Here is a 22,665-nt window from a genome sequence, read left to right on the forward strand (position 1 = left end):
CGCCGGCTTGCTGCTTGAAGCGCTTCCGGCCCTCTGCGTCCCCCGCCAGAGTACATATTAAGCAATAACGAATGTTTCGTTTTTTGGCAACGTGTTCTTTGTTAAAATGCAACCTTTTAGCGCACGGTTTGTTGGCGGCGTTGCATTCAGATCACGATCACACGGGTGCCGACATTCACGCGCTCGTAAAGATCGGTCACGTCCTCATTGCGCATGCGAATGCAGCCGGATGAGTTGTTGCTGCCAATCGTCCATGGCTGGTTGGTGCCGTGGATGCGATAAAGCGTAGATCCGAGATACATGGCGCGTGCACCCATGGGGTTTTGCGGCCCGCCTTCCATGAAGGCAGGCAGATAATGACCCTTGGCGGCTTCGCGGGTAATCATTTCCTGTGGTGGCGTCCAAGTTGGCCATTCATTCTTGCGCGTAATTTTGTGCGTACCAGCCCATTCAAAGCCAGGCTTGCCGACGCCAACGCCATAGCGCCGCGCCTTTCCATCGGCCATGACAAGATAGAGAAAGCGGTTTGGCGTATCGATGACGATTGTGCCGGGTGCTTCCTTGCCCTGATACTGCACCATTTGCGGTAAGAACTGCGGCGCTATCTGAAGGCGCGGTGCGTTGGGGCGTGCGGCCACCGCCTGCGGGCGGGGCTGAACGGTCTGGCGCTGAAACAGCGATGGGCGCGCAGGCTGCTGCGGATAAACGACGGGGCGAACCTTTGCGCCACCAAGCTGCATGACCCATGGGGCTGTTAGGTCAGGGCTTACGACCACAGGGGGGCGCTCGCGGTAACGGTCATTGGCAAGGGCTGGCATGGTCATGGCGCAGCTGAGGCTCAGCGCCAAAAGAACGGTATTCATCGACATCGGGTGGACTCTCTACATGGCACCGGAAGATAATCGCCACGTTCGCACTTCGGCGACAGCGAATGGTAAATGGCAGTTGATGAAAAGCCGCGATTTGGTCGAAAGCTTTTAATAAGGTTAGCGGGCGGTTTTGAAACAGAGTGAATCAATGGTAATCACCGGCACACGACAAGAAGGGCAGCAGCGCCATGAGTGAAACCGGGCTTTTGACGGGTGAAGACGGCAAGATCCGCTGCTTCTGGCAGCAGGGATTGCCGGATTACGCGCACTATCATGACGAGGAGTGGGGCCGTCCCGTTAAGGACGATACCAGACTGTTTGAAAAAATATGCCTGGAAGGATTTCAATCAGGGCTTTCCTGGCTGACGGTGTTGCGCAAGCGAGAGGCGTTTCGTGCCGCTTTCTGCGGGTTCGATTTTGAGAAGGTCGCGCAATTTTCAGAGGCCGACATAGAGCGTTGCGTGACAGATAAGGGCATCATCCGGCATCGCGGCAAGATCGTCTCGACCATCAACAATGCCCGCCGCGCCATCGAAATGCGGGATGAATTCGGCTCCCTTGCCCGTTTTTTCTGGAGCTACGAGCCAAAGCCAGACGAGCGGCCGGCTGTTTTCGACTACTCGACCCTGCGCGCCAATCCCACAACGCCTGTTTCCGTCCGATTGTCCAAAGACCTGAAAAAGCGCGGCTGGACATTTGTCGGCCCCACCACCGTTTACGCGTTCATGCAGGCCATGGGCTTGGTCAACGACCATATTGAAGGTTGCCATTGCCGTCCGCGTATAGAAACGCAAAGGCTGGAGTTTTTACGCCCGTGACCAGATTTGCACCTATGTTTCTCGCTGCCGCGCTGGCCGCCACGTCTACAGCTCCCGCCTACGCCGAGCCGCGCAATGTCGACGGCATCTGGCTTGACGATGGCGAGGCCTTGAAAACAGCCACAATGCCCGCAACCGGGCCGCTGGTGCTGAATGGCTGGACACGGCAGGGCAAAGGCGATGTCTATCGCATCAAGGTCAAGGCCGGAGAGACACTCAAGGTCACGCTTTCCAGCCGCAGCGAATATGTTGTCATGGCCATCTTCGATTTTGCCAGCCCCGAGGACGACGCAATCTTCTTCAGCGATGCTGGCAAGAACGAGGCGGTGCTGACGCCTAAGGCGGACACAGACTGGTTGATCCGCCCTATCCTCGTTCTCAGCTCATCGCGCCGTGGTCTTGGCGCAAATTATACGGTTACTGTGGAGAAGCAGCCTTAGGCTGCCTCTCCACCTGCGCGTTTAGTAACCATTGGATGCCAGCCACGCCTTCATGGAGGCAATCTCGGCCTCCTGCGCTTTGATCACCTCTTCGGCCAGCTTGCGGATTTCAGGGTCCTTGCCATACTGCAACTGCACCTTGGCCATATCGATTGCGCCCTGATGATGCGGGATCATCCCCCGCACGAAATCGACATCGGCGTTGCCGGTGTAATTCACCGACATATCCTCATGCATCTTGCCGCTGACCTCCTTGAATGCCTCGGTTGAAGCATTTCCGGATGTCGTTTTCGCGGACATGTCGTGGCCCGCATGGCCACCGGCTTCCTGCGTAAGGGCGGGCAGGGAAAAGGCAGCAATAAGCATTGCGGCCAGCGAAATGGTTCTCATGGACATGGATTATCCTTCCTGTGTCTAACGGAATTATGCGTTGATAGTCATGTGTGTCCGTCAGACGCGGGGAGGGGGTAGTGGCGGCGCGGGAACACAGCCGATGAAGGCCTGCAGCACATGGCTCTTCGGGTTCCCATGCGGCAATCGTTCCATTTGTGCAAAACGGAACTGCGGTATCAACACGATGCAAGCCGCACAAAAAGGCGCATGGTTCATGCTCCCACGGTGCGGACAGGGATCGCCTTTTCCGGCGTGGTAAGCTTCACTTTCCGAAGCAGCGTGGTCTGCATGTTGTGCGTGAGACATCTGCCTGTTTGCGTCGCTCGTCGGGACTGAAAGCCCAAACGCCGCCTGCGCGGGCATCGCCCCGTAGAGCAGCCAGGCCAGAAACATCAGCATGTGAAAGACAGGACGCATGACATAGATGTAGCTATGGAAAAACGTCAGTACAATGGCTGTCAGGTCAGCTCGCTGGCGGCAACCTTGTGAATGATCTGATAATCCCGGCTCTCTTCGCCAAACGGCACCACCGGCCAGTCCCAGCCGCGCATGATTTTGGGAACGGTCACGCCGTGCAGCAAATCCTCCTGCTGACGGATGCTGCCGTTTCTATCGATGACCTCAAACGAGGTGTCGCTAACAAGACATGCCTTGCAGGGAAGGCCCGAAAGACCATCCAGATGGGCTTTTATGAGTTGCGGCAAGGTATCCGCTGGCATTCCATGATCGGGGTGTTTTTCCAGCCGGTTGCGAACGCCGGTGCCGATCTGCGACAGAAGATTGGCAGAGATGACCAGATCGAGATAGGGCACCAGCCGCAGGAACGCCAAAGGTTCTGCCGGGTTTCCCGCTTGCAGATCGGCGTAGCCTGAAAGGTCGCGGTGGTTCAGAACCACAGTGCGGCTGTGGCGCGTGTAAAGCCTGGCGCGGATACTGGCCAGATGCACCAGATCGACCAGAACCACGGTATCGAATGCTGCGGCCAGCTGTTGAAGCGGCACATCCCGCAACAGGCCGGAACCCAGCACGACGGCGGTGCGTCTCTGCTTCAGCTTGGCTGCGGTGGAGAGAATGAAGCGCTTGCTGTTTTCCTCGTGCTCGGCCCATGCCTTTTGGCAGCGGTTGGCCCGCGCCCAGAGATTGACGGAATAACGGATATGAGGCCGGAATTCCGGTGGCGTCTTGCCGTAGGTGGCGGCGTAATTGAGGGCTTCGAGGATCATGGTTCAGCGATAGATTTCTTGGGCAGGTGGCCGATTTCAATGACGAGAACGACCAGATTGTTATCCTGGATGTCGCAGAGAATGCGGTAGTCACCGGTTCGGTAACGCCAGTAATTGCCGAGTTCGGAGCCTTGCAGGGCTTGGCCGGTCCGCCGTGGATTTTCATCCATTGCAAGACGGTCTGTCAGGTAGGAAATGATGCGCGTTGCATTGGGTTTCCCAAGCTTTTCAAGCTGCTTGAGGGGCTTTTCCTGAAACTCAATTGTCCAGGCCAAGGCGGCGCTTCACTTCTTCAAGAGTGTAGGTGCGTTCGTTATCCTCAAGCCGCCGCCGCGTCGCCTCTTCCGCCAGATACAAATCCTCCATATCCTCGATATGCTTTTCAATGGCCTCGCGGATATAATAGGCGGATGTGCGGCCCGTGCGCTCGGATAGAGCCTTGAGGCGCTCATAGGTTTCATCGGGCAGTCGGATGGCGGTTTGTTTGCTCATGGTCTCTCCTCCCGGCGGCAGAGTGGGATGCGTGTATCCCATCTAGCATGATTTCCGTGCCTGCGCCAGTAAAACTGCGCCGCCGCGCCCTTGCCGCACAGGGCTTCATCCTCTAATAGACCGGCTTGATTTCAAGAGACAATTGGACCGGCATCATGAGCGAAAAAGCAAAAAAGCCTCAGAAACTGAAAGCCCGCCTGCCGCGCGGCTTCACGGATCGCTCGGCTGCCGATATCCATGCCACCAACGAGATGATCGAGAAAATTCGTGGGGTCTATGAACTCTACGGCTTCGATCCCATCGAAACGCCTCTGTTTGAATATACGGATGCGCTTGGCAAGTTCTTGCCCGATAGCGACCGCCCCAATGAAGGCGTGTTCTCGCTGACCGATGATGACGATCAGTGGATGAGTCTGCGCTACGATCTCACAGCGCCGCTTGCCCGCCATGTCGCAGAAAACTTCAACGAGATACAGCTGCCGTTCCGTACCTACCGCGCTGGCTACGTTTTCCGCAACGAAAAGCCCGGCCCCGGCCGCTTCCGCCAGTTCATGCAGTTTGATGCCGATACGATCGGTGCCTTCGGCGTTCAGGCCGATGCCGAAATGTGCATGATGATGGCCGACACGCTGGAAGCTTTGGGCATCAAGCGCGGCGATTACGTGATCCGCGTGAACAACCGCAAGGTTCTGGATGGCGTGATGGAAGCCATTGGACTTGGCGGTGAGGAAAATGCAGGCCGTCGTCTGAACGTGCTGCGGGCGATCGATAAGCTCGACAAGTTCGGTGTTGAGGGCGTGAAGTTGCTGCTGGGTCCCGGTCGTAAGGATGAGTCCGGTGATTTCACCAAGGGCGCGGGCTTGGATGAAGCGCAGATCGAAAAGGTTCTGTTCTTTGTCGGTATCAAAGACTACGCGGCAAGCGCTGAGGACCTGGCCAACCTCGTTGCTGGAACATCCAAGGGCACAGAAGGCGTTGAAGAGCTGAACGTTATCGGCGCTCTGGTTTCCGGTGCTGGTTATGATGCGGACCGCATCAAGATAGACCCCTCCGTCGTCCGCGGCCTCGAATACTATACCGGCCCTGTTTACGAAGCCGAACTGACCTTCGACGTGACCAACGAGAAGGGCGAAAAGGTCGTTTTCGGTTCTGTCGGTGGCGGTGGTCGTTACGATGGTCTGGTGTCGCGCTTCATGGGTCAACCTGTTCCGGCAACGGGCTTTTCCATCGGCGTTTCGCGCCTGATGACGGCGCTGAAGAACCTGGGCAAGCTGGGTCAGACGAAGCCGCTGGCCCCCGTTCTCGTCACCGTCATGGATGGCGATGTGGAAAGCCTTGGCCGTTACCAGCGCTTCACGCAGGCGCTGCGCAATGAAGGCATTCGTGCCGAAATGTATCAGGGCAACTGGAAGAAATTCGGCAACCAGCTGAAATATGCCGACCGCATGGACGCACCGCTGGCCATTATTCAGGGCAGTGATGAGCGTGCGGCGGGTATAGTGCAGATCAAGGACCTCATCGAGGGCAAGCGCCTGTCGGGCGAGATCGAGGACAACGCCGCTTGGCGCGAGGCCCGCGTGGCACAGGAAACGGTGCCGGAAACGGAACTGGTTGCCAAGGTGAAGGACATGCTGGCGGCTCAGGCCGAAGACCGGCTTCGGGCGGGCTGAACCATGCCGATGATCGACATGCCGGATTTTTCCGCAGAGCTTCTCGATGAATTCGCAGCCCGCAAGACGGCGCGGGTGAACACGCCTGTCATCCAGCCGGCGGAGCCATTTCTCGATATGGCCGGGGAAGACCTGCGCCGCCGAATTTTCATGACGGAGAGCGAAACGGGTGAGAGCCTGTGCCTGCGCCCGGAATTTACCATTCCTGTCTGCCTGCGCCACATTGAAACCGCAACCGGAACGCCCAAGCGTTACTCCTATCTTGGTGAAGTCTTCCGCCAGCGGCGTGATGGTGCCAACGAGTTTTATCAGGCCGGTATCGAGGATCTGGGCGACAAGGATATCGCATCCGCCGACGCCCGCACGATCAACGATGCCGCAGCCATTTTGAGGCGGCTTTTGCCGGGGCGCTCGCTTGTCGTCACGCTGGGCGATCAGCAGGTGTTCGAGGCCGTCATTGCCGCTCTCGGCCTGCCCACTGGTTGGCAGAAGCGGCTGGTTCAAGCCTTTGGTGATACCGCGCAGCTCCAGGCCTTGCTGGAAAGCCTCGTCAGCCCCAAGCCGATGACGGGGCTTGATGCCCGTGTTGCCGGTCTTCTGGCCACAGGCGATGAAAAGGTGCTGGTGGATTACATCGACACCGTCATGCAGGACACCGGCTATTCCACCAATGCCAGCCGTGCGCCGCAGGAAATCGCCCGCCGTCTGCGCGAAAAGCTGGCGTTGGCCGCCACGCGCCTGCCGGATGAGAGTTTCGAGCTATTGAAGCAGTTCCTGAGCCTTCAGGCACCGCTCTCGCAGGCATCCAAGACCTTGTCCGAGTTTGCCGATAAGGCGAAGCTGAAGCTGGAAGCCGCTCTTTCCGCCTTTGATGCGCGTGTCGCAGCACTTGCCAATGGCGGCATCGATCTGGATACGATCACCTATGGCGCCGCCTTCGGTCGTCCGCTCGATTACTATACCGGCCTTGTGTTTGAGGTGAGCGTGAGGGGCGAAACAGCCGTGCTGGCGGGTGGTGGCCGGTTTGACCGGTTGATGACGCTTCTCGGCGCAAAAGACAAAATTCCAGCGGTCGGCTTCTCGCTCTGGCTGGACCGTATCGAAGCCGTGAGGGCCAGACCATGACCATCACCATCGCATTGCCCTCCAAGGGCCGCATGAAGGACGATTCCTCGGCCATTCTGGAACGCGCGGGCTTGAAAATCGTCGCCATCGGCAATGACCGCTCCTATCGCGGCCGCGTCGAAGGGCGGGATGATATCGAGATCGCCTATCTCTCAGCATCGGAAATCGCCCGCGAGATTGGCAGCGGCACGGTGGATTTCGGCGTGACCGGCGAAGACCTCGTGCGCGAAGATTTGAGCGACGTTGAAAAGCGTGTGGAATTTTGCGGCCGCCTCGGCTTCGGCCATGCCGATGTTGTCGTCGCCGTGCCAGAGATCTGGCTTGATGTGGACAGCATGGCCGATCTGGGCGACGTCGCCTCGGAATTCCGCGCCCGCCATGGCCGCCGCCTTGCCATCGCCACCAAATACTGGCGGCTGACGCAGCAGTTCTTCTCCCGCCAGCACGGCATCCAGCTTTACCGCATCGTGGAAAGCCTGGGCGCGACAGAAGGTGCACCGGCGGCAGGGCAGGCGGATATCATCGTCGATATCACCTCGACGGGCTCGACGCTGAAGGCGAACCATCTGAAAATTCTCACCGACGGTATTATCCTGCGCTCGGAGGCTTGCTTCGTGCGGGCACGTAAAGCCGAGCATGAGGGCGATGCTGTCGTTGCGGATATTATCGCGCGCGTCCAATCTGCGCTTTGAACCTTGGCTTCGTAAGTGATTGCTTTATGATGATGCGCTTTAATTTGGAGCGTTATCATGCAGATTACAGGTCAGTGCCAGTGCGGTCATATCCGGTTTGAAGCGGATGCTGACCCGTCTCACGTCGGCATTTGCCACTGCACGGATTGCCAGCGCCTGACCGGCTCTCCCTTTCGCGTCACGCTGTCGGTAGAGCGGTCTTGCCTCAAGATTGGCGACAACAAGCCGAGCGTGTACCGCAAAATCGCCGAGAATGGTCTTCCACGAAACCAGCATTTCTGTCCGCAATGCGGATCACCGCTCTTTACCAGCGGCGAGGGCGATGACGCCGAAATCTGGGGAGTTCGGTGGGGCAGCATCAATGAGCGCGATGCTCTGGTTCCCAAAGGTCAGATATGGACCCGCTCCGCCGTGGGTTGGTTATCCGATATTGACGGTCTGCCAGCCTATGAGAAGGATCGTGCGGAATAAAAAAAGGCCGCTGGATCGCTCCAGCGGCCTTTTGATTTACACCTGATTCAATCAGGCGTGTGCAACCGCTACGCCACGGCGAGCATCCAGAGAATAGGCGCCAGCACCGAATGCTGCGAGCAGGATGTAAGCGCCAGCCAGTGTGATGTTCTTCATCAGCATGATGCCGTTGAGTGTGTTGATCCAGCCGAGAGCCGCATCAGGCCAGCCGGGAACGGCAACTGTACCGCTGTGGAAAACGAGACCGGTGAATACGCAGAATACAGCAAGCGCCCATGCGGCGGCCTTCGTCTGGAAACCAACCAGAATGGCGAGGCCTGCGAGAAGCTCAAAAGCAGCTGCGAGATAGGCCAACGCCGTTGCAGCGGGCAGACCTGCGCCAGAAATCATGCCTACGGCGCTGGCAGGATCAGTCAGCTTGCTGAAGCCTGCATAGATGAAAATGAAGGAAAGAAGAATGCGTGCGACAAGCACGAGTGCGTTCTGGGTATTGGACATGAAAGTCTCCAAAAATGGTGCCGGGTGGCAGGAATGTATGCCCACCATATGCGCCAAATTGTCGCTACCGAATAGATGAACAACTGGAGACTAATTGTTCACTATTTGAAGACAATGGACCGAGAGCGTGCGCAAGCCACAAACGAAAAAAGGCGGCCCGTGAGGACCGCCTTTCCGTATTCCGAAGGGTCAGACTTCTTAGAAGTCCATACCGCCCATTCCGCCGCCTGGCATCTGTGGCATTGCCGATTCCTTCTTAGGAAGTTCAGCAATCATTGCTTCTGTCGTGATCAGCAGGGAAGCAACCGAAGCTGCGTTCTGCAGAGCTGTGCGAACAACCTTGACAGGGTCAACGATACCCATGGCAATCATGTCGCCATATTCAGAGGTCTGGGCGTTGTAGCCGTAGTTCTCTTCGTTCTTGTCGAGGATCTTGCCAACAACGATGGAAGCTTCGTCACCAGCGTTTTCAGCAATCTGGCGAACCAGCGACTGAAGAGCGCGGCGAACGATGTTGATGCCAGCTTCCTGGTCGTCGTTTGCACCCTTAACGGTGATCTTCGTGGAAGAGCGCAGAAGAGCAGTACCGCCGCCTGGGACGATGCCTTCCTGAACAGCAGCGCGTGTCGCGTTCAGAGCGTCATCGATGCGGTCCTTGCGTTCCTTGACTTCGATTTCCGTGGAGCCGCCAACGCGGATAACGGCAACACCGCCAGCGAGCTTGGCAAGACGTTCCTGCAGCTTTTCGCGGTCGTAATCGGAAGAAGTTTCTTCGATCTGAGCCTTGATCTGCGCAACGCGGCCTTCGATGTCGGACTTCTGGCCCGAACCGTCAACGATCGTTGTGTTTTCCTTGGTGATCGAAACTTTCTTCGCCTTGCCGAGCATGTCGAGCGTGACGTTTTCAAGCTTGATGCCGATATCTTCGGAGATAACGGTACCGCCGGTCAGGATCGCGATGTCTTCGAGCATTGCCTTGCGGCGATCGCCGAAGCCAGGAGCCTTGACAGCAGCAATCTTCAGGCCGCCACGCAGCTTGTTGACGACGAGCGTAGCAAGAGCTTCGCCTTCAACGTCTTCAGCGATGATGACGAGTGGCTTGCCAGTCTGAACGACAGCTTCGAGAACAGGCAGCATGGCCTGAAGGTTCGAAAGCTTCTTTTCGTGCAGCAGGATGTAAGCGTCTTCCAGGTCAGCAACCATCTTTTCAGGGTTGGTGACGAAGTAAGGCGACAGGTAGCCGCGGTCGAACTGCATGCCTTCAACGACTTCAAGTTCGGTCTCGGCAGTCTTGGCTTCTTCGACGGTGATAACACCTTCGTTGCCAACGCGCTGCATGGCTTCAGCAATGTCTTTGCCAACCTGCGTGTCGCCGTTTGCAGAGATCGTGCCGACCTGTGCAACTTCTTCAGATGTGGAGATCTTCTTGGCCTTGGCCTGGAGATCCTTCACAACTTCGGAAACAGCGAGATCGATACCGCGCTTCAGGTCCATTGGGTTCATGCCGGCTGCAACAGCCTTGTTGCCTTCGCGAACGATGGCCTGTGCAAGAACGGTCGCAGTCGTGGTGCCGTCACCAGCGATGTCGTTGGTCTTCGAAGCAACTTCGCGGACCATCTGTGCGCCCATGTTCTCGAACTTGTCTTCAAGTTCGATTTCCTTGGCGACAGAAACGCCGTCCTTGGTGATGCGTGGTGCGCCGAAAGACTTGTCGATGATGACGTTACGGCCCTTAGGACCAAGCGTTACCTTCACTGCGTCTGCGAGAATGTCGACGCCCTTGAGCATCTTTTCGCGCGCTGTGCGGCCGAATTTAATTTCTTTAGCTGCCATTGTAGAAAACTCCCGGGCTCATTGCCCATTGGTTGTCATGGAAAAGTGAGAAGAACCGGCTGATCAGCCGATAACGCCCATGATGTCGGATTCCTTCATGATCAGAAGGTCTTCGCCGTTGAGCTTGACTTCGGTGCCGGACCACTTGCCGAACAGAACGCGATCGCCAGCCTTGACGTCCAAAGGTACGAGCTTGCCGCTTTCGTCGCGGGCGCCGGTGCCAACAGCAACGATTTCGCCTTCCTGTGGCTTTTCCTTGGCGGTATCAGGAATGATAATGCCGCCCTTGGTCTTTGCTTCAGACTCAACGCGACGAACGACGACGCGGTCATGCAGCGGACGGAAATTGGTGCTTGTCATTGTCTAATCCCTCGATCAAATGACCTGAGCGGACCTAACAACAGGTCCGCGTGATGATTGTTAGCACTCCCTAGTGTAGAGTGCCAGCAACACGGAGATAAGCAGCCCATGTTGCCGAGTCAAGGACGGCCTGTCGGAAAATTTTCATGTAAAATGGTTACTACCAGCGCATGACAGAATTTTTACGCAGCGATATCGCACCCGCCCGCCCTTCCTTTCTAGAGATGACTGCCGCCTTTGCGCGCATCGGCCTTTTGAGTTTCGGCGGACCCGCCGGACAGATCGGCCTGATGCACCGCGTGCTGGTGGACGAGAAGGGTTGGCTGAGTGAAGAACGGTTCCTGCATGCACTGAATTACTGCATGCTGTTGCCGGGTCCGGAAGCGCAGCAACTGGCCACCTATTCCGGTTGGCTGCTGCATGGCAGGCGCGGCGGCATTGTCGCCGGTCTGCTCTTCATTCTGCCGGGCTTTCTGGTCATCGTCGCGCTGGCATCGGCCTATGCGCTTTATCAGGATACGCATTGGCTGCCCGCACTTCTATCGGGCCTGAAAGCAGGTGTGCTGGCCATCGTGCTTGAGGCATTGCTGCGGGTGGCGCGGAGGGCGTTGACCAGCCGCTTTCAGGTTGCCATTGCGGCGGCGGCATTTGTTGCCCTGTTCTTCTTTTCCATTCCGTTCCCGCTCGTCATTCTTGCCGCCGGGCTCATTGGTTTTCTCAAAGCCCGAGGAGATGCGCTGCCGGTGGTGGGTGTGGACGATGACAGCGCGGCCAATCCGTCATGGCAAAAACTGCTGCGTGGGCTTTTGATCGGTCTTGTCATATGGCAATTGCCGCTGCTGCTTTTATGGATCACCTCCGGCCCCGGCACCCTTGTTGATTTGCAGATATTCTTTTCCAAAATGGCGGTAGTCACCTTCGGCGGGGCCTATGCGGTGCTGGCCTATGTCGCGCAGGTGGCTGTGGAAACGAAGGGCTGGATGCTGGCGGGCGAAATGCTGGATGGCTTGGCATTGGCTGAGGCGACCCCCGGGCCGCTGGTGCTGGTTCTGTCCTATGTCGGTTTTCTTGCGGCCTTTCGCCAGCCTGGCTGGTTCGATCCGCTAACAGCGGGCATTCTGGGCGCCAGCATCGCCGCTTGGGCCACCTTCGTGCCGAGCTTCATGTTCATATTCGCAGGCGCGCCCTATATGGAAAAGCTGCGCCACAACCGCTTCCTGTCGTCAGCGCTTTCAGCCATTACGGCGGCCGTCGTCGGTGTCATTCTCAACCTGTCCGTCTGGTTTGGTCTGCATGTGCTGTTTGGTCAGGTGGAGCGCGTGGCGCTGGTGCCCGCCATCAATTTCGGCTTTTCATGGCCCGTCCCTGCGACGCTCGATCCCATGCTTCTCGGCCTCTTTATCGTATCCTCCTTCATGCTTTTCCGGCTGAAGCTGGGCATGGTGCCGGTTCTGGCCATGTGTATTGCAGCGGGTTTTCTGAGACTCTGGCTGATGTGATCCACATGCAAAAATGCTTTTTTGCTTGCCTTCGCCATCCCGCTTTGCAATGTCACAGCGTGAATTCACGGAACGCTTGGAATCTTTTACATGGCCCATCGCATTGCCACGCTTGGCGACATTACCCCGGACTTTGACGTTGTTCTGTCTGATGTGTGGGGTGTATTGCACAATGGCGTCACCGTTTTTGCCGATGCGGCGATTGCATTGGAAGCGGCGCGCAAGGCGGGCAAGACCGTGGTGCTCATCACCAATTCGCCCCGCCCGGGACCTGGCGTTATAGCTCAATTGCGGGCCTTTGGCATCTCTGACAACGTCTATGACCGCATCGTCACTTCTGGTGATGTTACCCGCAAACTGATTGCCGAAGGCCCGAACAAGGTCTTCCTTCTGGGGCCGGAGCGCGACATGCCGCTGATGGACGGTCTCGCCGTTGAGGTCGTGCCGGAAGCAGAGGCAACAGCCGTTGTCTGCACCGGCTTTTTCGATGACGAAACCGAAACGCCGGAAGACTACACCGATATGTTGAAGGGCTTCATCGCCCGATCCGTGCCGATGATCTGCGCAAACCCTGATCTGGTGGTGGAGCGTGGCGAGCGTATCGTTCCCTGCGCAGGCGCGATGGCGGCCTATTACGAACAGCTTGGCGGCGAAGTGCGCATTGCGGGCAAGCCCCACTCGCCGATCTATGAAGCGTGTCTTGCAGCGGCAAAAGAGGTGCGCGGCGAGTTTTCCAAGTCGCGTGTGCTGGCCATTGGCGATGGCATGCCGACAGACGTGAAGGGTGCGATCTCTGCCGGGCTCCAGCTTCTCTATATCAGCGGGGGAATTCACGCTGCGGAATATATGTTGAATGGCGAAACGGATGAGGCCCTGATGAATGCCTATCTGGAAAGCCAGAACGCCGCTCCCGGCTGGTGGATGCCACGCCTGGCCTGAAAGCAGATGCGCCTATGACCGTATTTCATCGCAATGAGCAGAAAGAACCGCTTCCGGATAATCTGAAGGGCGGCGTTGTTGCTATTGGAAATTTTGACGGTGTTCATCGCGGCCACCGAGCCGTGCTGGACCGTGCGCTGGAACTAGCGCGCGCGCGCGGCATTCCGGTGCTGGCGCTGACATTCGAGCCCCACCCGAGGACGGTCTTTCGTCCGGATAAACCGGTTTTTCGCCTGACACCCGGCCCGGCTAGAGCCCGGTTGCTGGCTGCCGAAGGGTTTCAGTCGGTCATAGAATATCCCTTCGACCGGGAGTTTGCGCAACGCTCAGCTGAGGATTTTGTGAAGTCGGTTCTGGTTGACTGGCTGGGCGCAAGCGCTGTCGTCACCGGCTTCGATTTCCATTTCGGCAAGGGCCGCGAAGGCGGCCCCGCATTCCTTATGGAGGCCGGTCACCGCTACGGTTTCGATGTGACGCTGGTCGATGCCTTTCGCGATGAAAGTGCCGAAGTCGTTTCCTCCAGCCGTATCCGGGAATTGCTGGGCCAAGGCGATGTTGTCGCGGCTGCCGGTCTTCTGGGTTATCGTTACACCGTCGAGGCGGAAGTCATTGGCGGGCAGAAGCTTGGTCGCACGCTGGGCTACCCCACCGCCAACATGGCACTGCCGCCGGAAACCGAACTGAAGCCCGGTATCTATGCCGTGCGCTTTCGCAGGCCCGATGGCACGCTGCATGATGGCGTCGCAAGCTTCGGCTATCGCCCAACCGTAACGGAAGATGGCGCAGCCCTTCTGGAAACCTTCCTGTTTGATTTCTCAGGCGATCTCTATGGCGAAGTCTGTTCCGTGTCCTTCTTCGGAAATCTGCGGGATGAGCTGAAATTTGACGGGCTGGAGGCGCTGGTGGCGCAGATCAAACGCGACGAGGAAGAGGCGAGGGCGCTGCTATCAGGCGTGAAACCTCTGGGCGAACTAGATGCTCTGATCGCTTTTTGAGCGCGATAGGCCTTTGTGCGGCATCTATTCCCTTTTCAAACGCTGCAAAAACACATAAGCAGACCCCTATGCACCAATTTCGGTTGACGTTCATATCCCGAATTATTGGCCCGGCCTTTCGTGCGCAATAAGCAGCCGAAAGGTCCGGGATTTCGGCGCTTGCCAAAAGCGCCTTCCGCCTTTGCCCTTTTTGCACTCAAGACGGCGCGACCCCGCATTTCCTCTCATTCTGGGGCCGCCGCATAACGGTATGATCATGAACGACACCGCACAGACATTAGACTATTCCAAAACCCTTTACCTGCCGCAGACGGATTTTCCGATGCGCGCTGGCCTGCCGCAGAAAGAGCCTGAAACGGTTGCCCGCTGGCAGCAGATGGGTCTTTACAAAAAGCTGCGCGCTTCCGCCGCTGGCCGCGAAAAATTCGTGCTGCATGATGGCCCTCCCTATGCCAACGGCAACATCCACATCGGCCACGCGCTGAACAAGATCCTCAAAGACGTCATCACCCGCTCGTTCCAGATGCGTGGCTTTGACAGCAACTACGTTCCCGGCTGGGATTGCCACGGCCTTCCCATCGAGTGGAAGATCGAGGAAGCCTACCGCGCCAGGGGCAAGAACAAGGACGAAGTTCCGATCAACGAATTCCGTCAGGAATGCCGCGAATTCGCCGCTGGCTGGATCGAGAAGCAATCGGCTGAATTCAAGCGTCTGGGCATCGAAGGCGATTTCGAAAATCCCTACACGACCATGAACTTCCATGCGGAAGCGCGCATCGCTGGCGAGTTGCTGAAGATCGCCAAGAGCGGCCAGCTCTATCGCGGCTCTAAGCCGGTCATGTGGTCGGTTGTCGAGCGCACGGCTCTGGCTGAGGCCGAGGTCGAGTATGCGGATGTCGAGAGCGACATGATCTGGGTGAAGTTCCCGGTGGTGGAAGGTGCGGCTGACCTGAAGGGCAACACTGTCGTCATCTGGACCACAACCCCGTGGACCATCCCCGGCAACCGCGCCATCTCCTTCTCGTCGCGCTTCCCTTACGGTCTGTTCGAAGTCGAAACGGCTGAGAACGATTTCGGTCCACAGCCGGGCGAAAAGCTGATCTTCGCAACGAAGCTGGCTGACGAAGCCGCCAAGAAGGCGAAGCTGACATTCAAGCTGGTTCGCTCCGTCACGGCGGAAGAACTCGGTGCGATCACTTGCGCCCATCCTTTGGCTCACCTCGGCTATGACTTCGCGGTCCCGCTTCTCGATGGCGATCACGTCACCGATGATGCCGGTACGGGCTTCGTGCACACCGCACCAAGCCACGGTCGTGAAGACTTTGACGCTTGGACATCCAAGGCTCGCGACATCGAAGCGCGTGGCGTCTCGTCGAAGATCCCGTTCCCGGTTGGCGATGACGGCTTCTACACTGAAGACGCGCCCGGCTTCGGCCCATCGGCTGAAGGTGGTGCTGCCCGCGTCATGGACGATAACGGCAAGAAGGGTGATGCCAATGAGCGCGTCATCAAGGCGCTGATCGGCGCCAACAACCTGTTTGCCCGTGGCCGTCTGAAGCACAGCTATCCGCATAGCTGGCGCTCCAAGAAGCCGGTCATCTTCCGCAACACGCCGCAATGGTTCGTCTATATGGACAAGGAACTGGGCGATGGCACCACGCTGCGCTCACGTTCGCTATCTGCCATTGACGATACCCGTTTCGTGCCAGCCGGTGGCCAGAACCGTTTGCGCGCCATGATCGAGAACCGCCCGGACTGGGTGCTGTCGCGCCAGCGCGCCTGGGGCGTTCCCATCGCTGTCTTTGCCGATGAACATGGCGAAGTGCTGATCGATGATGCCGTCAATGCCCGCATCCTTGAGGCGTTTGAGGTTGAAGGCGCGGATGCATGGTTTGCCGAAGGTGCGCGCGAGCGTTTCCTGGGCGAGCGCGCAGGCGAACCTTGGGTACAGGTCCGCGACATCCTCGACGTCTGGTTCGATAGCGGCTGCACGCACACTTTCACGCTGGAAGATCGGCCTGATCTGAAATGGCCTGCCGATGTCTATCTGGAAGGCTCCGACCAGCATCGCGGCTGGTTCCACTCGTCGCTGCTGGAAAGCTGCGCGACGCGTGGACGTGCGCCTTACAAGGCCGTTGTCACCCATGGTTTCACCATGGACGAGCAGGGCCGCAAGCAGTCCAAGTCTCTCGGCAATGTCGTGGCACCACAGGATGTCATGAAGGAATCGGGTGCGGATATTCTGCGCCTCTGGGTCATGACCACGGATTATTGGGATGACCAGCGTCTGGGCAAGGCCATCATCCAGACCAATATCGATGCCTATCGCAAGCTGCGCAACACCATCCGCTGGATGCTGGGTACGCTGGCGCATGACACGGGTGAAGAGGTTGCCTATGCCGACCTGCCGGAGCTGGAAAAGCTGGTGCTGCACCGCCTGTCCGAGCTGGATCAGGTCGTGCGCGAAGGTTACGACGCGTTCGATTTCAAGAAGATCACCCGTGCGCTGATCGATTTTGCCAATGTCGAGCTTTCGGCGTTCTATTTCGATATCCGCAAGGACACGCTTTATTGCGACGCTCCATCGTCGCTCAAGCGTCGTGCATCGCTCTCGGTCATATCAAAGTTGTTCGATTGCCTTGTCACTTGGCTTGCCCCCATGCTGCCCTTCACAACTGAAGAAGCATGGCTGTCACGCTACCCAGATGCGGAATCCGTGCACCTCGTCCAGTTCCCCGACGTTCCGGCGGAATGGAAAAACGAGGCGCTGGAAGCCAAGTGGGATAAGATCCGCAAGGTGCGCACGGTGGTAACCGGTGCACTGGAAGTCGAGCGCCGTGAAAAGCGCATCGGCTCCTCGCTGGAAGCTGCTCCTGTGGTGCATGTTGCGGAAGCTGAACTGCTGGCCGCCCTTGAAGGCCAGGATTTCGCGGAAATCTGCATCACCTCGGCCATCTCGGTTGTGTCGGGCGAAGGTCCTTCAGATGCGTTCCGTCTGGGCGAAGTCCAGAACGTGTCCGTCGAGCAGAAGCTTGCCGAAGGTCAGAAATGTGCGCGTTCGTGGCGCATCACCACCGATGTCGGCTCCGATCCTGCCTTCCCGGATGTCTCGGCCCGTGACGCCGCAGCCCTGCGTGAGCTAGGCGTTGCCGTTTAAGAAAAGTACCGGGTGAATTGCACTTTGGGCGTTCATCCGGTAAACCTGCCTGAAATTGGCCGGATTTTTGCAGCACTGCGGGCTGCCGGTCTGTGTACGGCGACAGCATCAGGCCGAAAATTGGAAACGATTTTTGGAATGCGCAATGCCTGTAATTAATATAAGAGCGCTTTGTGAGCGCCCGTGAGGGCGAACGGCGCGCTGGGGGCGGAAGGGTTTCGATGAGCATGACGCAGAGATTTCGCATCTACGGCACCATTCTTGGCGCGGTATCTGTCAGCCTCGCACTGAGCGCCTGCACCAGCCCGACCTATGGGACGGGCAAGACATCCGCCGAGCAGTTGGTCGATGACCTTGGCAATGCTACCTCCATCACCGGAGATCAGGACAAGCGCAACCTGAAATACAATCCGCGTCCCGGCCTCGTCGTGCCTGCGCAGGCCCGTGCCGGACAGTTGGCTCAGCCGCAGCAAAACCTTGCCAATCGCGAGACCAACCCGCAATGGCCGGAAACACCTGAAGAAGCGCGTGAGCGCCTGCGTGAAGAAGCGGACGCCAACCGCGACAATCCAAGATACCGATCGCCATTGCTGGCCGGTAATGGCACCAACGGCCAGATGACCGAGACACAGAAGTGGGAAGCCTTCCGCAAGGCCAAGGCCGATGCGCAGGGTGGCACGATCGTCAACAGCAACCAGCGCAAGTTCCTCACAGACCCGCCGCTCGAATATCGCAGCGTTCCGCAGGACCAACTCGCAGATCTCGGTACGCCGGAAGCCAAAAAAGAAAAAGAACGCAAGAAAAATGCCGCCATGGCTGGCACTGGCAAGAGCTGGTGGAACCCGTTCCAGTAAGGGTGAGTGGGGCAGAAACGTCATCCTCGGGCTTGACCCGAGGATCTAACGAACCCCAAAATTCAACTTGGCAAATCCTTGGGGCAAGCCCTGCTGTGACGTCTTATCAGCGCGTCGCAAGTCCTCACTCGCCGCGTTTGCCCTGAAAGAACCCCCGCAAAATCTCCGCGCTGTCGACCTCCGCCATTCCCGAATAGACCTCAGGCGCATGGTGGCAGGTGGGCTGGTTAAAGAAGCGAACGCCGCTCTCGACCGCTCCGCCCTTGGGATCATTCGCGCCGTAATAAAGCCTGCGGATGCGGGCAAAGGATATTGCCGCAGCGCACATGGTGCAGGGCTCCAGCGTGACATAGAGGTCGGCTCCCACCAACCGTTCCTGGCCCAATTCTTCGCACGCCATGCGGATCACTGCGATCTCGGCATGGGCCGTAACGTCGTTCAGTTCCCGTGTTCGGTTGCCGGACCGGGCTACCACGCGGCCCTCCAGCACAAGCACTGCACCGATGGGCACCTCGTTTCGCAGGGCCGCTTCTTGCGCTTCATCAAGCGCCTGGTCCATGAAATGCGTCGTTTCCGCCATTGTCCGTGCAATTTCCTCTTAACCGATGCCGCGTGACCTGATAGGACACGGCAAACAACAGGCAAACAACAAATGACATTCAAAGACAAGCCGACGCGCGGTGGCGGTAAGACATTCGACCGGGACAGGAAGCCAAAATCTTCCGGTGGCCCCGATGCTGCACGCGAAAAGAAGCCGTTTGTGGCAAGAACGGAGCCTGCCGTGGCCGAAACTGCGGCGGCAAAACCCGAGCGTATTTCCAAGATCATGGCGCGCGCAGGCGTGGCATCGCGCCGCGATGTGGAACGCATGATCATGGAAGGTCGCGTTTCGCTGAACGGCGTCAAGCTGGAAAGCCCCGCGATCAACGCCACTCTCGATGACAAGATCGAGGTCGATGGCGAGCCGATCCGTGGTGCCGAGCGCACGCGGCTCTGGCTGTACCACAAGCCTTCAGGTCTGGTGACGACGAATTCCGATCCGGAAGGACGTGCGACCGTTTTCGACAATCTGCCGAAGGAACTGCCCCGCGTCCTGTCCATCGGTCGTCTTGATATCAACACCGAAGGGCTGTTGCTGCTGACCAATGATGGCGGTCTGTCGCGCGTGCTCGAACTGCCGACAACCGGCTGGCTGCGCCGCTACCGCGTGCGCGCCCATGGCGAAGTTGATCAGGCAGCGCTGGACAAGCTGAAAGAAGGCATCGCCGTTGATGGTGTGCTCTACGGCTCCATCGAAGCAACGCTTGATCGTACCCAGGGCCGCAACGTCTGGATCACCATGGGTCTGCGCGAAGGCAAGAACCGGGAAATCAAGAACGTCCTTGGCGCGCTTGGTCTCGAGGTTAACCGCCTGATCCGCATTTCCTACGGTCCTTTCCAGCTTGGCGATCTGCCGGAAGGCCAGGTTGTTGAAGTGCGTGGCCGCATGCTGCGTGACCAGTTGGGTCCGCGCCTCATCGAGGCAGCCGGTGCCAATTTTGATGCGCCGATCTATGATGCAGTTTCCGAGGATGAAGAAGCCGCACCGCAGCGTCCTGTAAAGTCAGAATGGTCGAAGCGCGGTCCTGCCGAGCAGAACCCCCGCACACCACGTTTCGACGATAAGCGGGGCTTTGACGATAAACGCGAGGCCGCACCCCGCGAGCGCGCTCAGGGTCGCCCTGATGCCAAACGCGGTGCCAAGCCATTCGGCAAGGGTCGTGAAGAGGGACAGGAAGACCGCCCCAAGCGCCCACCCATGGGCAGCAACCGCACAGCCAATGTGTGGATGGCACCGGGCGCCAAGCCAACCCGTGACGGCAAGGAACGCAAATCCTACCGTGAAGAGGCTGATACCGCTTTCAAGAGACCGTCGGCTGAGGAAGAGTCTCGCCGGGGTATCGTAAAGCACAAGGATTCCGAGGGTGACTGGATCCGCGCTGACAAGCCTGCGCAGGATGAGAGCCGTGGACGTGGTAAAGGCGACCGTGGTGATCGCGGCGGCAAGCCATTTGGTGACCGTCCAGCCCGTGGTGGCGAGCGCAGTGATCGTCCCTATGGCGACCGCAAGCCCCGTGATGCTGGCGAACGCAGCGACCGCCCCCGTGTCGAACGGTCCTTCGGGGATCGTCCAGATCGTGGTGACCGGCCCGCCCGCCCATCCTTTGGCGATCGTCCGGCCCGTGGTGGCGAGCGCAGTGACCGCCCCTATGGCGACCGCAAGCCCCGCGATGCCGGAGACCGCGCTGAGCGCCCACGCGGTGAACGGTCTTTCGGAGATCGTCCAGACCGTGGTGACCGGCCAGCGCGTCCATCATTTGGTGATCGCCCGGCCCGTAGCGGCGAGCGCAGCGAACGACCCTTCAGCGACCGCAAGCCTCGCGACGGTGCAGACCGTCCACGTGGCGAGCGTCCATTCGGTGACAAACCGCGCGGTGCAAAGCCGTTCGGCGACAAGCCTCGCGAAGGCAGACCTTCTGGCGGCAAGCCGGGTGGCTTTGCTGGCAAGCCCTCATTCGGCAAGCCGCGTGGCGAGCGTTCCGAGGGTGGCTATTCGGGCAAGGGTCCCGGTGGCAAAGGCCCAGATAGTAGGGGCCCAGACAACAAGGGTCCGGGTAATGGTTCCGGTGGCCGAGGCCCCGGTGGAAAACCTTCTGGTGGCAGGGGAATGACGCGTAATGCGGATCGTAGGCGGTGAGTTTCGCGGCAGGACTCTTGCCGCTCCGAAATCCAATACAATCAGACCCACAATCGACCGTACTCGTGAAAGCCTCTTCAACATATTGAGCCACGCCTATCCGGAAAGTCTGGATGGCACGCGGATACTCGATGTGTTTGCGGGCACCGGCGCGGTGGGGCTTGAAGCCCTGTCACGCGGTTGCCGGGTGGCGCTTTTTGTGGAAAACGGTATCGAGGGCAGGGGCCTTCTGTGGGAAAATATCGATGCGCTTGGCCTGCATGGCCGTGCGCGCATCCTTCGGCGCGATGCTACCAAGCTTGGCAGTGTCAATAATATCGAGCCCTTCGATATGATCTTTGCAGATCCACCCTATGGTCTTGGCCAAGGGGAAAAGGCACTTGAGGCCGCCCATGTGGGTGGGTGGCTGGTGCCAGGGGCGCTCGCCATTCTCGAAGAGCGAGCCGATGTGCTGGTGACTGTCGATCCCGCCTTCAAGCTTCTCGAAAGCCGCGTCTTCGGCGACTCGAAGATGCATTTTTACCGTTACGAGCCACAACCACGGAATTGATCAGGATGACGCGCACCGTTGCCGTGCGCGTCACTCTCCTGTCGTCTTTGTGTCATAGAGCGGGAAGCGAAGTGACGTGAAGGAGAGCCCGCACCCGTGGCTGCAAAGAAAAAGAAACTCTCTGGTAAGAAGCGCAAGCGCGAAGAATTAGCCAGAGAAACACGCGATCCAACATTTGCGCTGGCATTGGGCGGCGGCGGTGCACGTGGCATCTGCCACATCAATATCGTTGAGGCGCTGGATGAACTCGGCATTCGCCCCACAGCCATTGCTGGGTCTTCCATAGGCTCCATCATTGGTGCTGGCATGGCGGCTGGAATGCGTGGCCGTGATATCCGTGATTATACGCTTGAGCTTATGGGCAAAAAGGGAAGCGTGGCCAACAAGCTGTGGAGCCTTGGTCCCGCTGCCATGCGCCACAGCGCGTTCGGCTTTCGCTTCGGCCAGTTCAATCTCGAACTTATTCTCGACGCTCTGCTGCCATCAGCGCTGCCCAAGACATTCGAAGGTCTCCAGATTCCGCTGAAAGTCACGGCGACTGACTATTACGCGCAGTGTGAAGTCATCGTCGAAACCGGCAGTTTGCATCAGGCGCTGGCGGCATCATCCGCCATTCCCGCGCTGTTCATGCCCATTCGCATGAATGACCGGATCATGATCGATGGAGGGATCTTCAATCCTGTTCCCTATGATCATCTGCTGGACAAAGCCGATATCGTCATCGGTGTGGATGTCGTCGGCGGGCCGGAAGGCGATGGGACGACAATGCCGAGCCGCTTTGAAAGCCTGTTCGGTGCCAGCCAGTTGATGATGCAATCTGCCATTTCGCTGAAACTGCGTTTGCACCCACCGCATATTTTCCTGCGGCCACCGGTCAACCGTTTCCGCGTGCTGGATTTCAGAAAGGCGCATGAAGTGCTGGCTGAATCCGAAGTCACCAAGGACGAGCTGAAACGGCAGATCGAGATGCAGGTGGAGCTTTATCATCGCGGTCATGGCGTTGAATCGTAACCAGGCCACTCAAATGCAGGTGAAGTTCCGCTTTGGCCT

General features: G+C 58.3%; 22 protein-coding genes and 1 pseudogene. 14 read left to right on the top strand and 9 right to left on the bottom strand.

Annotation, left to right across the window (positions count from 1 at the left end):
• Positions 1–146: 146 nt before the first annotated feature.
• Positions 147–869 (bottom strand): L,D-transpeptidase, encoded by a 723-nt coding sequence (locus ACQZ51_RS02630; protein WP_448774992.1) that lies wholly within the window; start codon positions 867–869, stop codon positions 147–149.
• A gap of 188 nt (positions 870–1,057) precedes the next feature.
• Between ACQZ51_RS02630 and ACQZ51_RS02635 the strand changes: the two genes are divergently transcribed.
• Both ACQZ51_RS02635 and ACQZ51_RS02640 read left to right on the top strand, forming a co-directional pair.
• Complete coding sequence (locus ACQZ51_RS02635; protein WP_448774994.1) at positions 1,058–1,687, top strand: DNA-3-methyladenine glycosylase I; 630 nt, start codon at positions 1,058–1,060, stop codon at positions 1,685–1,687.
• A gap of 14 nt (positions 1,688–1,701) precedes the next feature.
• Positions 1,702–2,127 (top strand): hypothetical protein, encoded by a 426-nt coding sequence (locus tag ACQZ51_RS02640; protein WP_448775743.1) that lies wholly within the window; start codon positions 1,702–1,704, stop codon positions 2,125–2,127.
• A gap of 21 nt (positions 2,128–2,148) precedes the next feature.
• Here the strand turns inward: ACQZ51_RS02640 and copM are convergent, their stop codons facing one another.
• The 4 genes and pseudogenes from copM to relB form a co-directional block, all read right to left on the bottom strand.
• Positions 2,149–2,523: a CopM family metallochaperone gene (gene copM, locus ACQZ51_RS02645; RefSeq protein ID WP_448774996.1), complete on the bottom strand. Its 375-nt coding sequence runs from the start codon at positions 2,521–2,523 to the stop codon at positions 2,149–2,151.
• Between the two features lie 455 nt (positions 2,524–2,978).
• Positions 2,979–3,743, bottom strand: coding sequence for a hypothetical protein (locus ACQZ51_RS02650; protein ID WP_448774997.1), 765 nt, complete (start codon positions 3,741–3,743; stop codon positions 2,979–2,981).
• A gap of 3 nt (positions 3,744–3,746) precedes the next feature.
• Positions 3,747–4,018, bottom strand: a pseudogene (locus ACQZ51_RS02655) (type II toxin-antitoxin system RelE family toxin).
• Entirely contained in the window at positions 4,002–4,235 is a 234-nt protein-coding gene (gene relB, locus ACQZ51_RS02660) for a type II toxin-antitoxin system RelB family antitoxin (protein WP_062586601.1), read from the bottom strand. The pseudogene ACQZ51_RS02655 and the gene relB overlap by 17 nt, the downstream one beginning before the upstream one ends.
• Positions 4,236–4,390: 155 nt before the next feature.
• On the opposite strand from relB, the gene hisS reads away from it, so the two are divergent.
• Genes hisS through ACQZ51_RS02680 form a run of 4 tightly spaced genes read left to right on the top strand, consistent with a single transcriptional unit; the run spans position 4,391 to position 8,193 of the window.
• Positions 4,391–5,905 carry a histidine--tRNA ligase gene (hisS, locus tag ACQZ51_RS02665; protein WP_448774999.1) on the top strand — a complete coding sequence of 505 codons (1,515 nt, stop codon included), beginning with the start codon at positions 4,391–4,393 and terminating at the stop codon, positions 5,903–5,905.
• Positions 5,906–5,908: 3 nt separating this feature from the next.
• Positions 5,909–7,030, top strand: coding sequence for an ATP phosphoribosyltransferase regulatory subunit (locus tag ACQZ51_RS02670; RefSeq protein ID WP_448775001.1), 1,122 nt, complete (start codon positions 5,909–5,911; stop codon positions 7,028–7,030).
• Entirely contained in the window at positions 7,027–7,722 is a 696-nt protein-coding gene (gene hisG / locus ACQZ51_RS02675; protein WP_448775003.1) for an ATP phosphoribosyltransferase, read from the top strand. Before ACQZ51_RS02670 ends, hisG begins: the two co-directional genes overlap by 4 nt.
• Before the next feature lie 57 nt (positions 7,723–7,779).
• Positions 7,780–8,193, top strand: a complete 414-nt coding sequence (locus tag ACQZ51_RS02680; protein WP_448775004.1) for a GFA family protein — start codon at positions 7,780–7,782, stop codon at positions 8,191–8,193.
• Between the two features lie 51 nt (positions 8,194–8,244).
• Here ACQZ51_RS02680 and ACQZ51_RS02685 read toward each other — a convergent pair whose 3' ends face one another.
• The 3 genes from ACQZ51_RS02685 to groES all read right to left on the bottom strand — a co-directional run bounded on the left by ACQZ51_RS02685 (position 8,245) and on the right by groES (position 10,884).
• Positions 8,245–8,691 carry a DoxX family protein gene (locus ACQZ51_RS02685; protein ID WP_448775006.1) on the bottom strand — a complete coding sequence of 149 codons (447 nt, stop codon included), beginning with the start codon at positions 8,689–8,691 and terminating at the stop codon, positions 8,245–8,247.
• A 198-nt stretch (positions 8,692–8,889) separates the two neighbouring features.
• Positions 8,890–10,524 carry a chaperonin GroEL gene (groL, locus tag ACQZ51_RS02690; RefSeq protein WP_192063478.1) on the bottom strand — a complete coding sequence of 545 codons (1,635 nt, stop codon included), beginning with the start codon at positions 10,522–10,524 and terminating at the stop codon, positions 8,890–8,892.
• Positions 10,525–10,587: 63 nt separating this feature from the next.
• Positions 10,588–10,884 (bottom strand): co-chaperone GroES, encoded by a 297-nt coding sequence (groES, locus tag ACQZ51_RS02695; protein ID WP_042618090.1) that lies wholly within the window; start codon positions 10,882–10,884, stop codon positions 10,588–10,590.
• 170 nt (positions 10,885–11,054) lie between these two features.
• On the opposite strand from groES, the gene chrA reads away from it, so the two are divergent.
• The 5 genes from chrA (at position 11,055) to ACQZ51_RS02720 (ending at position 18,328) form a co-directional block, all read left to right on the top strand.
• Positions 11,055–12,383, top strand: coding sequence for a chromate efflux transporter (gene chrA, locus ACQZ51_RS02700; protein ID WP_448775008.1), 1,329 nt, complete (start codon positions 11,055–11,057; stop codon positions 12,381–12,383).
• 90 nt (positions 12,384–12,473) lie between these two features.
• Positions 12,474–13,322 (top strand): TIGR01459 family HAD-type hydrolase, encoded by an 849-nt coding sequence (locus ACQZ51_RS02705; protein ID WP_448775010.1) that lies wholly within the window; start codon positions 12,474–12,476, stop codon positions 13,320–13,322.
• Positions 13,323–13,336: 14 nt separating this feature from the next.
• Entirely contained in the window at positions 13,337–14,317 is a 981-nt protein-coding gene (locus ACQZ51_RS02710) for a bifunctional riboflavin kinase/FAD synthetase (protein ID WP_448775011.1), read from the top strand.
• 256 nt (positions 14,318–14,573) lie between these two features.
• Positions 14,574–17,474, top strand: a complete 2,901-nt coding sequence (gene ileS, locus ACQZ51_RS02715; RefSeq protein WP_448775013.1) for an isoleucine--tRNA ligase — start codon at positions 14,574–14,576, stop codon at positions 17,472–17,474.
• 227 nt (positions 17,475–17,701) lie between these two features.
• Entirely contained in the window at positions 17,702–18,328 is a 627-nt protein-coding gene (locus ACQZ51_RS02720) for a hypothetical protein (protein ID WP_448775015.1), read from the top strand.
• Between the two features lie 124 nt (positions 18,329–18,452).
• On the opposite strand, the gene ACQZ51_RS02725 is transcribed toward ACQZ51_RS02720, so the two are convergent.
• On the bottom strand, positions 18,453–18,908 hold the full coding sequence (locus ACQZ51_RS02725) for a nucleoside deaminase (protein ID WP_448775016.1): 456 nt from the start codon (positions 18,906–18,908) through the stop codon (positions 18,453–18,455).
• Between the two features lie 72 nt (positions 18,909–18,980).
• Here ACQZ51_RS02725 and ACQZ51_RS02730 point away from each other — a divergent pair, with 72 nt between their 5' ends.
• From ACQZ51_RS02730 to ACQZ51_RS02740, 3 genes are all read left to right on the top strand, one after another.
• Positions 18,981–21,065, top strand: coding sequence for a pseudouridine synthase (locus ACQZ51_RS02730; RefSeq protein ID WP_448775018.1), 2,085 nt, complete (start codon positions 18,981–18,983; stop codon positions 21,063–21,065).
• The gene (rsmD, locus tag ACQZ51_RS02735; protein ID WP_448775020.1) at positions 21,046–21,615 is read left to right on the top strand and encodes a 16S rRNA (guanine(966)-N(2))-methyltransferase RsmD; all 570 of its coding nucleotides are present in this window, start codon (positions 21,046–21,048) and stop codon (positions 21,613–21,615) included. The genes ACQZ51_RS02730 and rsmD overlap by 20 nt, the downstream gene beginning before the upstream one ends.
• A gap of 180 nt (positions 21,616–21,795) precedes the next feature.
• On the top strand, positions 21,796–22,626 hold the full coding sequence (locus ACQZ51_RS02740; RefSeq protein WP_448775744.1) for a patatin-like phospholipase family protein: 831 nt from the start codon (positions 21,796–21,798) through the stop codon (positions 22,624–22,626).
• Positions 22,627–22,665 lie beyond the last annotated feature (39 nt).

The sequence above is a fragment of the Agrobacterium sp. CG674 genome (assembly GCF_053521645.1).